Below are 14531 nucleotides of genomic sequence, written 5' to 3'. Positions count from 1 at the left end.
GATAAACTAAATAGTAAATATTGTTTGATTTATATAATTGATTTTTTTTAAAATACTCAATGTTTTGATATGTAATGTTTTATGTTTTTGTTAAGAATTGAAAAATATATGTTAAAGTTAAATAAATATTTAGTTTTTGTGTAATAATATGGCTATTCTGTATTTTTTTAGTTATCATTTTAAAATATTTTATGAAATATATTTAAATATTTTATACTTTTACCGCCTAACTATTATTATTACTAATTTATGAAGAGAATTTTACTCACGTGCCTCATCGCTTCTTATTGTGGTGTGTCTGCACAGATTGGGCCGCCGCAAATTGCAAGCCCTAATACCAATAACGGATATGGTATTACTCAAACTTCCGGAACTTATACGCCACTATCTGCAAGTAGAACTATCTGGCAAACGGGGGATACCATGGCTACCGATTTAGTGTCAGCTGCTATTCCTTTACCTTCAACTTTTACTTACAATAACCAGAAATATAACTCTGTTTATATTAGCAACAATGGTTTTGTAACGTTAGGAGGGGCGATGAGTAATGGAACCTATACGGCATTATCTACTGATATTTCTCCTACTACCCCCGAAGCCGTTTTTGCTGGTTTCGCTGCAAATTTGAAGAATGCCAACACTACAACTTCTGAAATTTCATATGAAACTGTAGGTTCAGTGTTTATTGTGCAGTTTACTGATGTACAAGGGAATTCAGGCTCCGCCTCCCAACTGCTGAATTTTCAGATCCAGATGAATCTTACATCTGGTACAGTTGCTTTAATTTATGGAAACTGCGTCTCTGGAACTGCTAACCTTGTTGGACAGGTAGGGATAAGAGGTTCTGAAGGTTCAGATATCAATAATTTTACAGGAACAAACTGGAGTGCGCTTACTCCGGGAACTTCCACTACTTCCAATCCAACTCTAGGAACATCCAATGGAACAACGGTTCCTGCTTCAGGGTTAACATTTACTTATTCTCCCGGGACATGGCTGGCTGCTCCTACAACCTTTGCTACGTTACCTTTTACAGAAGATTTTAGTGCATGGGCAAATGGTAATTCTACTTTAGATTTACCTAATGCAAACTATTGGAGAACGTGGCCGGCAAGAGGAGATAACTCTTGGAGGCAGAGCAATGTTTCCGGTACAGGATTTACTTCAGCTTCAGGATGGACTGGGAGCAGTGGTTCTGTAACATTAGGAGGAACAGCAGTAGTTCCGGCAGCAAGATTCCATTCTTATAATTGTCAATATGCTTCAGGATATATGGATTTGTATATCAATTTATCCTCAGGTTCTGGTGACAGGATTTTAAGTTTTGATTATGTGAATCCAACCGGTACAGATGTCTTAAAGATTCAGCTTTCTACAGATGGTGGAGCTACCTTTACAGATGTCGGCTCTCCTTTTGGTGCTACTACATCAACTTGGGTTACCAATTATGTAAACTTAGCATCTTCCAGCCCCAATGCAATCATCAGATTTTTAGCTAAAGGAGATAATGGAAGTGATGATATTTATGTAGATAATGTTAAAATCTCAGCAGTTTCAGTAGCACCTGATTGTACAACTATTACATCACCGGCTAATGCAGCTACAGGAGTAGCAGTAGTTCCTACTCTTAAATGGAATGCTTCACCAAGTGCAACTTCTTACAAAATGAATTTAGGAACTACACCGGGTGGAACAAATCTAATGAATGGAGTAGATGTGGGGAATGTTGTAAGTTATACTTTACCGACAGCAGCACAATTGCTATATGGTACAACATATTATGCTACTATTCTTCCTTTTAATAGTACCGGGACAGCCAATGGATGTACTGAGACATCATTTACTACAAAAAATATCGGATGTCCTACTGTTTCTGCACCTAGTTCATCTGCAACCGGAGTATCCATACTTCCAACTATTACATGGAGTGCTGTAACTGATGCAACAGGATATAAAATCTCTATTGGTACTACAACAGGAGGATCGGATATCATGAACAATGTAGATGTAGGAAATGTAACTTCCTATACTTTGGCTACTGCGCTTAATTATAATACAAAATATTATTATACAGTAAACGCATACACTGCAACAAGTACATCTGCATCATGTACAGAAAGAAGCTTTACAACAGCAACTTTATGTCCTTCTGTATCTGCACCTGGTTCAGCTGCAACCGGAGTTTCGATACTTCCAACGATTACCTGGAGTGCAATAATCGGAGTGACAGGATATAGAATTACTATGGGAACTACTGCCGGTGGAAATGATATCATGGATAACGTAGATGTAGGAAACGTAACAACCTATACATTTACTACTCCTTTGGCTTTCGGCACAAAATATTACTATAAGGTAATTGCTTACTCGGGAAGTACTGTAGGAACAGCTTGTACGGAGAGAAACTTTACAACAAGTACTTTATGTCCTTCAATTTCTTCACCAAGTTCAGGGGCAACTGGGGTGTCTTTAGCTCCTACTATTTCCTGGAATGCAATAACAGGAGTTACAGGATATAGAATCTCTATGGGAACTACTTCAGGAGGAACTGATATTTTAAATAATGTAGATGTAGGGAATGTTACTTCATATACACATGCAACACCTTTAGCGTTTACAACAAAATATTATTATACTGTAACAGGGTATACCGGAACTCTTACCGGAACAGGTTGTTCTGTAAATAACTTTACCACTCAGGGGGCATGTCCGGTTGTAACATATCCCGCAGCTGGTGCAACACTTCAGCCGATAACACCTTTAATAAAATGGAATGCAATGCCAACAGCAGCTTATTATACCTTAACAATTGGTACAACGGCTGGTGGTTCTGACATTATGAATAATGTTAATATTGGAAATGTTACTTCATATACGGTTACAGCTCCATTAACATTAGGAACTAAATATTATTATAAAGTAAATACGGATACTTCAACAGCTTGTACTGAAAGATCATTTACCGTGAATGCTAGCCCGGCACCAGCTAATGATAATTGCTCAGGAGCATTGATGGCGGCCTCTTTCCCATATACCTATTCGCAGACTGATGGAGTAGGTGCTACCAATGGAGCAGGATTTATAACGGCTTGTTCAGGATCTAATGATGGAATGTGGTTTAAATTTACCGGAAATGGCAGTGAGATTACTGTAGCTGCAAAAAGTACTACAGCCTGGGATCATAGAGTATCTGTTTACAGTGGAGGTTGTGAGGCTTTTGTTTGTGTAGGAACAGCAGATGAAAATGCTTCAACTCTTGGGAATATTGAAACCTTTACATTTAATTCAGTCGCGGGAACTGTATATTATGTAAATGTGGGATATTATTCTTCGTCATCAGATAGTGCAGAGGGGAACTTTGATTTAAGTATTACAAGTGCCACCTTAGCAACTTCTGAAGTAGTCACTGAGAAAATAAAAGAAATAAAAGTGTATCCTAATCCATTTACAGATATCCTGAATATTTCTGATATTTCTAAAGTACAGTCTGTTGCTGTTGTTGACCTTGCAGGAAGAGTGGTGAAAACAATTGAAAAACCTTCTTCTGGACTTCAGTTAGCAGATTTGAAACAAGGAATGTATCTAATCGTATTACATATGAAAGATGGATCAAGACAAGTGGTTAAGTCAATTAAGAGATAAAACCAATTAATATAATAATTTAAAGCAGTAACTTAATGGTTGCTGCTTTTTTTTAATATTTTTTTAATGTTGTATTGAAATTATTGTTAATTTGGTAAATACATTAACACCTTAAAAAAAATTGTACCATGAAGAAAATCTTACTTTTGTGCTTACTGATGGTAAGTGTATTTTTAAGTGCTCAGATTACCTTAGGACAAGGAAGCACTACGATCGGGAAAGTTCCGGTTGATACCTATTGGGAATATTCCTATTCCCAGCAAATATTTACAAAACAGGAAATCAATGCTAATGCCGCAGGAAACATTACAGGTCTCAAATTTTATCTGGATCCTGCCGGAGACATTACAAACTCTTCAGATTGGGTTGTTTATTTGGGACATACCTCTAAAACTGAATTTGCAGCTGATGATGATTGGGTCTTAGCCTCAGATCTTACAGAGGTATATACAGGTGCTGTAAGTAATGTAAACGGAATGGTGGAAATTACTTTTGCTACTCCTTTTTCTTATAATAATACACAGAATCTAGTGGTTGCGGTTGGTGAAAATAATCCTGCGTATGATGAGGAGCGAGTGTTTTATGTACATAACCTTAATAATGCATCTGGCAGATCTATTGGGGTAATAAGTTTTTCAGATATTGATTCTTCAGATCCTGGGTATGGTAGTTTATATGACTATAGATCTGTTGTTACTTTTACGGGATTAACACCTAGTACAACTCCTGCCTGTACTTCTCTGATGTCACCAGAAAATAATGCGGTAATGGTACCAGTATCTTCTACTATTAGCTGGTATCCATCATCTGGAGCTACAAGCTATAAAATATCCATAGGAACTACTCCTGGAGGGTCTAATATTGTAAATCAGCAAACGGTAGCCACAACGAGTTTTACTCCATCCACTCCTCTTTCTTTAGATGCTACTTATTATGTAAGAGTTGTAGCAGTGGGAGCAGGAGGAGAATCTTCAGGCTGTACTGAGACTAAATTTACGACCACGCTCTCTGCTCCTTTGAATGATGAATGTACTACTGCAGTTACATTAACCGTAAATCCAGATATGAATTGTGGAAGCAAAACATTCGGGCATACCAATCAGGCTACTGATTCCAATATTTCTGTAGACCCGTGTTATGGGGAAGCAGATGATGATGTGTGGTACAAATTTACAGCAACTTCAGCGACCCATGCAGTTTCATTGAGTAATATGGTTTCTATTGGATCAGAAGAAAGTTATTCACTTATGTTTCAGGTTTTAAATGGAGATTGCAGTAACCTGGTTAATGTTGAATGTTCAGATTATTATGAATTTAAGATAATTACTGGCCTTACGCCAGGGGCAACTTATTATGTAAGGGTGTTCACTGACGGAGGAGCTGGTGAAGCTCAAAGTTTTGATATTTGTATAGGAACAGTTCCTCCGCCTCCTGCAAACGATGACTGCTCAGGAGCATTAGTTGCTGCTACATTCCCTTACTCATACACACAATCTGATGCTGCAGGATCTACTAATAATAATGGATTTATTTCAATCTGTTCTGATCCTATGAATGACGGAACATGGTTTAAATTTACAGGAGATGGTACTGCTCATACTATTAAAGTATCAATGCCGGCAGGAAGTAATTTTAATCCTCAAATAGGAGTATTTAGTGGTACTTGTGATAATTTAGTATGTGAAAGTACGATGGATATTAGTGGACAAGGCGGTACAGAAGAAATATCGGTGCCAACTGTTGTAGGAACTACATATTATGTAAACGTAGGGAATTATAGTGGTTTCACAGATAATTTAGAAGGAGCATTTACGATTACTATTAATAAAGAAACTCTTGGAACTTCAGAAGTATCTAAAGCTAAGAATGAAATTAAAGTATATCCAAACCCATTTGCTGAGGTATTGAATATTGCAAAAGCAGATCAGGTAAAATCAATCTCTGTGCTGGATGTTTCAGGCAGATTAGTGAAAACCATTGAAAATCCTTCATCTGTTCTTCATTTAGGAGATCTAAGACAAGGCTTATATGTAGTGGTATTGAATCTGAAAGATGGAACAAAACAAACCGTGAAGGCTATTAAGAAATAAAATAATTATTCACGAATATTCAGTTACATATTGAATATCTTGTTTCATAAAAAAGATGAGCAAATTTTGCTCATCTTTTTATTTTTGTACTATAATCTGTATAAGATTTTCAGGACTAGTCAGAATTATCTTTTATTACTCATTACTCATTACTCATTACTTATCCGGTACTGGTTGTATGTCTCCTGTATTCAATAGGTCGAAAACAGTGGGGAAGAACATGACGAGAATAAAATAAATAATAATCATCAGCACTATTAATACGAAAAGAATAATTACTAAACTATTTGGTTTGTTTTTCTTTGTTGGTTCCATGATTTTGTGGTATTTGGTGAATAGATTAAACTAATACCAAATATTAAGCTAATTTCTTGCCACACTGCTTGCAATACCTTGCATCATCATCAATATCTTCATTCCCGCAACGGTCGCATACCTTTTCTAAATTTTGTCTTTTGTTTCGCATTTCAGCTGTAACAATTCCTGTTGGAACAGCAATAATGGAATAACCAGCAAGCATCAGAACCACTGCAAAAAACTTTCCCAATGGGGTGATAGGAGATACATCTCCATATCCTACAGTAGTTACCGTTACTACGGCCCAATAGATCGACTGAGGAATGGTTTCAAAACCTTGTCTGCCACCTTCCACCATGAACATAAGGGAGCCTACAATCACTGAAAATATGATCAGGAAAAGAAGGAATATATAAATTTTTCTTGAGCTGTTTTTTAAAGCTCTTACAATAAGATACCCGTCATTCATGAAATCTAATAAATTGAAAATCCTGAAGATTCTCAACATTCTCAGCATTCTGAAGATCAGGAAATATTTCGTGATTGGAAAGAAAAAACTAAGGTAAAACGGTACCAAGGCAAGGAAATCTATGATTCCGAAAAAACTGAATATATAGTGTTTCTTATTTTTTAATACAGCAATCCGCATAGAATATTCCGCAGTAAAGAAAATAGAAATAATCCACTCAAGAATCAGAAAGGTATAATGAAATCTTTTATCAAGCTGAGGTACACTTTCCATCATAATGATAGCAGTGCTTACAAGAATTAAAGACAATAAAATAATATCGAATAGTTTTCCGAGTCTCGTATCGGAGCGATAAATGATCCGGTAAAGGTATCTTTTCCAAAGTTTGTCTTCAGGAACAAGATTGTGTTCTCTTTCCATTCTGAATGTTTTTTAAAATTAACAAATTATCGTTATTTTCGTAGCAAACATACAGAATAAAATGACAATAAGAAAAGTAATCTCAGAAATAGATAGGCTCATTCCGTTGCAGCAGGCAGAAGATTTTGATAACGTAGGATTGTTATGCGGAGTTCCTGACCGTGAGGTGTCCGGAATTCTGGTTTGCCATGATGCATTGGAAAATGTAGTGGATGAGGCCATTGAGAAAAACTGTAATCTGATCGTATGTTTTCATCCTATCATTTTTTCCGGACTGAAATCTTTAACCGGGAAAAATTATGTAGAAAGAGCTGTTTTAAAAGCTATTGAAAATAAAATTGCCATTTATGCCATTCATACAGCCTTTGATAACGATTTTTTTGGTGTAAATCACGGGATTTGCAGTCAATTAGGACTAAAGAATATGAAAATTCTGCAGCCTAAAGAAAATAATTTGAAACAACTGACCGTTTTTGTGCCTAAGGAATATTCCGAAAAAGTAAAAGAAGCTATGTTCTCTGCGGGAGCAGGAAGTATAGGGTTTTATGATGAATGTAGTTTTAGTATTAATGGAAAAGGAACGTTTAGACCCATTGAAGGTTCAAATCCCTTTTCCGGACAACAGAACATCCGAGAGAATGCCGATGAAGATATGATTTCTGTAATTTTTGAAGGATTTAAGCAGGGACAGATTATTGGAGCGATGAAGGCAGCTCATCCTTACGAAGAAGTAGCTCATCAGATATACAGTCTTGATAATAAAAATCATCATGTTGGTTTAGGAATGTATGGTGAACTGGAAGAAGAAATGGACGAAAAAGAATTTCTGGGATTTGTAAAAGAAAAATTCGGTCTTGAAATTATAAAACATTCTGATTATATCAACAAAAAAATTAAAAGAGTAGGGGTGCTTGGAGGCTCAGGAGCCAGTGGAATACGTTCTGCAGTTTCCAAAAAATGTGATGCTTACCTTACCGGAGATCTTAAATATCACGATTATTTTCTCGCCGAGTCTAAAATGTTGCTTTGTGATATAGGACACTATGAATCAGAACAATTTGTAACTCAACAATTATTTGAAATTTTATCACAAAAATTTAGTACATTTGCAATTTCAAAATCTATTGAAAAAACAAACCCAGTAAATTATTTCATTTAAATATGGCAAAAACCAACGATATTTCAGTTGAAGAAAAATTAAGAGCTTTATACGATTTACAGATCATTGATTCAAGATTGGATGAAATCCGAAATACTAGAGGAGAATTGCCAATTGAAGTTGAAGATCTTGAAATCGAGATTGAAGGTCTTGAAAAGAGAGCTGAAAAATTTCATGCAGATATCAAAGATCAGGACGATCAGATTAAAACAAAGCATGAAGTTATTAACCATGCTAAAACTTTAATTGAGAAATACAAATCTCAGCAGGATAATGTAAGAAACAATAAAGAGTTTGAAGCATTAGGAAAAGAAATCGAATTCCAGGATCTTGAAATTCAACTTGCTGAAAAGAGAATTAAAGAATTCGGAGCTAAAATTGCTCATAAAAACGAAACTTTAAGTGAACTTACTTCAAAGATCAACGATTTGAAAAACCACTTAAAATTCAAGAAAGAAGAATTAGAGGGTTTGATCTCTGAAACTCAAAAAGAAGAAGAATACTTATTAGAGCAATCTAAAGAATATGCAGGTAAAATTGATGAAAGATTACTAGCTTCTTACAACAGAATCAGAACAAACTCTATCAACGGTCTTGCTGTAGTAGGATTAGAAAGAGGAGCTCCGAAAGGATCTTTCTTCACTATTCCACCACAAAAGCAAATGGAAATTGCTCAGAGAAAGAAAATCATTATTGATGAGCACTCTGGAAAAATCCTTGTTGACGATGAGTTGGTAATGGAAGAAAACGAAAGAATGAAATCTGTAATTAAATTCTAATTATTGATTTTCAATAATACAAAAGCTGTTTCAATTTGAAACAGCTTTTTTGTTTTTGTTTGAATGACACAAAAAAACCGCTTCATTTCGAAGCGGTTTTTGTTATTTTAATCCTGATGCTCATACATTTTATTGTAAAGACTCATAAATTTTTCTTTTACGGCCTTTCTCTTTAGTTTGAGTGTAGGAGTAAGAAGTCCGGTTTCAATGCTCCAAACCTCAGGAGTCAGTTCAATTTTCTTGATTTTTTCCCAGTTTCCAAGGTGCTCATTAATTCCGTCGATTTCTTTTTCAATCCTTTGTTTCAATTCTGCACTCTTTGCAATTTCTTCAGGAGTAGAACCGATGTTCAGGTTGTTTCTCATTGCCCAGCTCTTAGCAAATTCAAAATCAGGCTGTACCAGAGCACATGGCATTTTTTCACCATCACCTACTACCATAATCTGCTCAATGAATTTTGAAGCTTTAGCTAGGTTTTCAATAGTCTGAGGGGCAATGTATTTACCGCCGGATGTTTTGAACATTTCTTTTTTACGATCGGTGATCTGCAAGAATCCGTCACTATCAATATGTCCTATATCTCCTGTTTTAAAGAATCCGTCTTCTGTAAATGCTTCTTTGGTCATTTCTTCATTCTGGAAATATCCTTTAAACACAGAAGGTCCTTTTACTGTAATTTCGCCGTCTTCCTGAATTTTCACCTGTAAATTATCCAATGGAATACCCACCGTTCCTACTTTCATTTTTTCAAAACTGTTTACAGAAATTACAGGAGAAGTCTCTGTTAACCCATATCCTTCCAAAATAGGAATTCCTGCATTCTGGAACATTAAATTCAGTCTTGTAGACAAGGCTGCAGATCCTGAAACTAAAGTTACGATTTCACCACCTAAACCTTCTCTCCATTTGGAGAAAACAAGCTTGTCTGCAATAAGCTCCTGAATACCTGACGGTTTTGAAACAGATTTCTTCTTGGTAATTAAATTTAAAGCCCAGAAGAATATTTTTGATTTTAAGCCTCCGGCAGAAGAACCCGTATTGTAGATTTTATCGTATACCTTTTCTACCAGTCTTGGTACTACTGTCATGTAATGAGGCTTCACTTCTTTTACATTTTCACCCATCTTTTCGATGCTTTCAGCAAAATAAAGAGAAAAACCGTTGTATTGATACAGGTAGAAAAGCATTCTTTCAAAAATATGACAGATTGGAAGGAAGCTTAAGGCTCTCGTCTCTTTATAATCCAGGCTTCTTTTCTTGGGAATCCTTGGGATAGAGCCCAATACATTAGAAACAATATTATTGTGAGTAAGCATTACTCCTTTAGGTCTTCCTGTAGTTCCTGAAGTATAAATAATTGTTGCTAAATCTTCTGTGTTGATCGCATTGGAAAGGTCCTCTACTTCAATTTGGGTAGATTCATCCTCACCAAGATCCAGAATTTCACTCCAGTTGGCAGCGCCGCTTATTTTATCAAAAGTAAAGATTCCCTGTAAGCTTGGAATATTGTGCTTTACTTTCATTACCTTATTTAGCAGTTCTTTGTCAGAAACAAAGCAATATTGTATTTCAGCATTGTTGAAGATAAATTCATAATCCTCCGGAGAAATACTTGGATAAACCGGTACTGAAACAACACCGATCTGGGAAAGTCCGAAATCCATAATAGCCCATTCTGTACGGGAATTGGTGGTTATTAAAGCGATCTTATCACCCGGTTTTATACCTAGCTTCAGTAATCCTCTGGATATCTTATTTCCCTCATTTATAAACTCCTGTGTTGAAGTTTTTTTCCATTCACCATGATACTTCGTAACAAACATATCCGTTTTAGGATATTTTGCTAAAGCGTAGTGCGGAATATCGAATAATCTCTTGATCGTCATGATTTTTTAAATAATTTATAAAGAAATCTAAATATAAGCATTTTTTTTAATTGTATACACCTCAATCTCATAATTGAGGATAAGTTGAATGTGTGCCATAATAGTTTTTACTGAAAGTGGTTCCGGAAGCCGTAAAAGCGCATTACTGCTGTAATCATATAGAATGAAGACTTGCAATATAACACATTATTATGGATCGTTCTAATTCCATTTTATAACTCATCAATATGATAAATCCTGAAGCTCAAACCTCATATCCTGAATCTTTTCCATCTTCCTTTCCATCAGCCTTTTCTCTACTTTTAATTTATTTTTTCAGATTTGCTTAAAAAGTGTAAATTTACGGCTATCTAATTATTTTTTTTATGGACTTTAATTTATCGGAAGAACAGCTGATGATTCAGCAGGCGGCAAGAGACTTTGCACAGAACGAACTATTACCTGGTGTTATTGAAAGAGACCGCGACCAGAAATTCCCTGTAGAGCAGGTGAAGAAGATGGGAGAAATGGGACTTTTAGGAATGATGGTGGATCCAAAATACGGTGGTGCAGGTATGGACAGTGTTTCTTATGTGCTGGCAATGGAAGAGATTGCAAAAGTAGATGCTTCTGCAGCGGTGGTAATGTCTGTAAACAATTCATTGGTTTGTGCCGGTCTTGAAAAATTTGCTTCTGAAGAGCAAAAAGTAAAATATCTTACTCCTCTTGCAAGCGGACAGGTAATCGGAGCTTTCGCTTTATCTGAGCCAGAAGCAGGTTCTGATGCAACTTCTCAGAAAACTACTGCTGAAGACAAAGGAGATTACTACCTTTTAAATGGTATTAAAAACTGGATCACCAATGGTGGAACGGCTACGTATTATATCGTAATTGCACAGACTGATCCTGAGAAAAAACATAAAGGAATCAACGCTTTCATCGTAGAAAGAGGATGGGAAGGTTTTGAAATCGGATTAAAAGAAGATAAGCTGGGAATCAGAGGAAGTGATACACACTCTTTGATCTTCAACAACGTAAAAGTTCCAAAAGAAAATAGAATTGGTGCTGACGGATTTGGGTTCAATTTTGCAATGGCTGTATTGAACGGAGGTAGAATCGGTATTGCTTCTCAGGCATTAGGTATTGCTTCTGGAGCTTACGAATTGGCCTTAAAATATGCGAAAACAAGAAAAGCATTCAAAACTGAGATCATCAACCACCAGGCTATCGCATTCAAATTAGCAGATATGGCTACTCAGATCACGGCGGCAAGAATGTTATGTTTCAAAGCAGCTTGTGAGAAAGATGCCGGAAAAGATATCTCTGAAAGCGGAGCTATGGCAAAACTATATTCTTCTCAGGTAGCTATGGATACTACGATTGAAGCTGTACAGATTCACGGTGGATACGGATACGTGAAAGAATACCACGTAGAAAGATTAATGAGAGATGCTAAAATTACTCAGATCTACGAAGGGACTTCTGAAATCCAGAAAATCGTGATCTCAAGAAGCATCGCAAAATAAGAATTAATAAAACACACACTCTATGAAAAAACCTTTGTGGATCACCCTCGGTGTCGTACTGCTATTGTTAGGAGTATTTGTATGGTATAAGTTCTTCTTTGTTTTTGGAGAAGGCGTAAAATCCGGATACCTGAATTATGCTATGAAAAAAGGCTATGTCTTCAAAACGTATGAAGGTAAACTGATTCAGGAAGGATTTGGAAAAGGAAAAACAGGAGGTATTACAAGCTACGAGTTTGAATTTTCTGTAGATGACCCTGAAGTTTTCAAACAATTAGAAACCAACAGTGGTAAAACCTTTGATCTTCATTACAAAGAATACAATGGGGCTCTTCCATGGAGAGGAAATACAAAGTTTGTCGTAGACAAAGTAGTGAACATGAAATAATTGAAAGGCTTCCAAAACGGAAGCCTTTTTTGCTGGGTAGAATGTTTTGAGCTATTTTACCATTATTGTTTTTAAAATAGTTGCCACTTTATGGCTTCAATAGGTCTTGTGTATTTGTTTGCTATCTATGATCAAAAATTATTGTGCATTGAATAATGAAAATTTTAGATTATTTATTGGTAGTCAATAATTTATATTATATTTAATATCACAAATAAATCACACAATGATGAGAATATTACTTCTGTTGCTCCTTTTCGGAGCAATAACGCCTGTTAGTTCCCAGATTGGAATTAACACACAGAAACCTACCGAAACACTAGATGTAAACGGTTCGGTACGCATACGAAGCATCAAACAAACTGGTCCCAGTACTTCAGCAAAAGATTCTATTGTTGCATTTGACAATGGTGGTGTACTTAAAAGAGTAACCGCTGCACAGATTGTTGCTGAGGGAAATGGATTAGTTTCTGTCGTAACGGCAAGCCCGCTTACAGGAAATGGAACGGCTGCCAATCCCGTTGTTCTAGGACAAAATGGGGCATCCAACGAACAACTTCTTCAATGGAATGGAACCACATGGATCCCTGTCTCTGCTTCTGCCCTAGGAACCATATCATTGAATCTGGGAACTTCCGGCAGCAATATCAATGTTTCCGGTTCACCAGCTTCTTTAGGAGGAAGTATAACGCTTAATATTCCGGATGCTAGTCCCACGGCAAGGGGAGTAGTTACTACAGCCAATCAGTCATTTGCAGGAACAAAAATATTCTCAGCAGTAGGTATAAATACTGCTGTCCCTAATGCATCTTCTAGATTAGATGTTAATGGTGCTTATAAGCTGGGAAATACAGGAACAGTTCATAAAAATATGATTAGTTTCTCAACAACAGTCAATAATTCTATTTCTTCCGGAGATTCAACATTCTTAGGTAATTTTAATTCTTCCGGAGTTTTGGATGTCAATGTGACTATTCCTGCAGCAAGCAGACCTGGTTCTTCACAGGCAGTAGTCGCAGTATCCCCAAGTTTTGACTTGCCCGGAGCTGTTTCAATAGCTTCCGCAAGACTTACCTCGCCTTCCAATGTAAGAGTTCGCTTTATCAATACCGATAGAAATAATGCACAAACCATATCTGGTACATTGCTTATTACGATCAGTGAATTTTAATTTGACTTTTTAATTATTCCCAAATAATTAGGATACTTTTCTTATCATCCTCCTCTTAGAAAAACTTGTAAAAGTATGATCCTTCTGAGAGGAAGATGAATTTTTAGGCAGTTGGTTCTTATTTTTAGCTCAACTTTTGAAAACTGATATTCTAAATACAATTAAATAAACTAAAAAATCCATCGCGGATGGATTTTTAAATTCTAATGAGAATCTTGATTAGGAATATTATTGTTTTTCTTCTTTTTATAAAAATAGTATCCTATACCTCCAATCAGAAATACAGGCCATAATGGAAGAAGAAAAAGAAAGATAGAAGTAATCACATCCCAGCCTGATTCAATAGCGGCCAATGATTTTCCGCCAAAAGTTTTAGGCTCTTTTTCTGCTTCGGTCTTATCGGTGATGTTGATATCAATACTACAGATGGTATTGTCTGTATAATTACGTCCACTAACCTGAATATCTCTGGTTTCAATCTCTCCAATATTAGTACTCAGAGCTTCTATTAGTCCATCGAAATGCTGGATAGGAACTTTAATATTCAGACTGTAAACCTTTTGATTTTCATCACGTGGATTGGCTGATTCAATATAAGATTGGTTTTCACTTTTAACATATCCATTGTTTTTGATAGCTTCTTCTCGGATGATTTCTTTTACCGTTTCAGCATTATCTGCTCTTACGACAAGATATCCTGTTTTTACCATTTTATCTTTTGGCAT

At 36.1% G+C, this 14531-nt stretch carries 10 protein-coding genes; 7 read left to right on the top strand and 3 right to left on the bottom strand.

The annotated features are described in order from the left end of the window. Positions 1-249: 249 nt before the first annotated feature. Complete coding sequence (locus tag H5J24_RS14950; RefSeq protein WP_082811127.1) at positions 250-3642, top strand: T9SS type A sorting domain-containing protein; 3393 nt, start codon at positions 250-252, stop codon at positions 3640-3642. 128 nt (positions 3643-3770) lie between these two features. Continuing rightward, a complete protein-coding gene (locus H5J24_RS14945; protein WP_082811129.1) occupies positions 3771-5732 on the top strand; it encodes a T9SS type A sorting domain-containing protein in 1962 nt (653 codons plus the stop codon). 358 nt (positions 5733-6090) lie between these two features. Here H5J24_RS14945 and H5J24_RS14940 read toward each other — a convergent pair whose 3' ends face one another. Further along, a complete protein-coding gene (locus H5J24_RS14940; protein ID WP_068942290.1) occupies positions 6091-6918 on the bottom strand; it encodes an ion transporter in 828 nt (275 codons plus the stop codon). A 61-nt stretch (positions 6919-6979) separates the two neighbouring features. Here H5J24_RS14940 and H5J24_RS14935 point away from each other — a divergent pair, with 61 nt between their 5' ends. Both H5J24_RS14935 and H5J24_RS14930 read left to right on the top strand, forming a co-directional pair. Beyond that, complete coding sequence (locus H5J24_RS14935) at positions 6980-8077, top strand: Nif3-like dinuclear metal center hexameric protein (protein ID WP_068942292.1); 1098 nt, start codon at positions 6980-6982, stop codon at positions 8075-8077. A 2-nt stretch (positions 8078-8079) separates the two neighbouring features. Beyond that, positions 8080-8856, top strand: coding sequence for a zinc ribbon domain-containing protein (locus H5J24_RS14930; RefSeq protein WP_068942294.1), 777 nt, complete (start codon positions 8080-8082; stop codon positions 8854-8856). Positions 8857-8963: 107 nt separating this feature from the next. Here the strand turns inward: H5J24_RS14930 and H5J24_RS14925 are convergent, their stop codons facing one another. Then, positions 8964-10742: an AMP-dependent synthetase/ligase gene (locus H5J24_RS14925; RefSeq protein ID WP_068942296.1), complete on the bottom strand. Its 1779-nt coding sequence runs from the start codon at positions 10740-10742 to the stop codon at positions 8964-8966. Positions 10743-11107: 365 nt separating this feature from the next. Here H5J24_RS14925 and H5J24_RS14920 point away from each other — a divergent pair, with 365 nt between their 5' ends. From H5J24_RS14920 to H5J24_RS14910, 3 genes are all read left to right on the top strand, one after another. Continuing rightward, positions 11108-12247 (top strand): acyl-CoA dehydrogenase family protein, encoded by a 1140-nt coding sequence (locus tag H5J24_RS14920; protein WP_068942298.1) that lies wholly within the window; start codon positions 11108-11110, stop codon positions 12245-12247. Positions 12248-12269: 22 nt separating this feature from the next. Further along, the gene (locus H5J24_RS14915) at positions 12270-12635 is read left to right on the top strand and encodes a hypothetical protein (RefSeq protein ID WP_068942300.1); all 366 of its coding nucleotides are present in this window, start codon (positions 12270-12272) and stop codon (positions 12633-12635) included. A 226-nt stretch (positions 12636-12861) separates the two neighbouring features. After that, positions 12862-13806, top strand: a complete 945-nt coding sequence (locus H5J24_RS14910) for a hypothetical protein (RefSeq protein WP_096788290.1) — start codon at positions 12862-12864, stop codon at positions 13804-13806. 203 nt (positions 13807-14009) lie between these two features. Here H5J24_RS14910 and H5J24_RS14905 read toward each other — a convergent pair whose 3' ends face one another. After that, complete coding sequence (locus tag H5J24_RS14905) at positions 14010-14531, bottom strand: DUF4349 domain-containing protein (RefSeq protein ID WP_232815632.1); 522 nt, start codon at positions 14529-14531, stop codon at positions 14010-14012.

Origin of the sequence: Chryseobacterium capnotolerans (genome assembly GCF_021278965.1) — a bacterium.
Taxonomy (GTDB): domain Bacteria; phylum Bacteroidota; class Bacteroidia; order Flavobacteriales; family Weeksellaceae; genus Chryseobacterium; species Chryseobacterium capnotolerans.
Note: the sequence above shows the minus strand (reverse complement) of the source record. Positions and strands in the feature narration are given on the sequence as shown.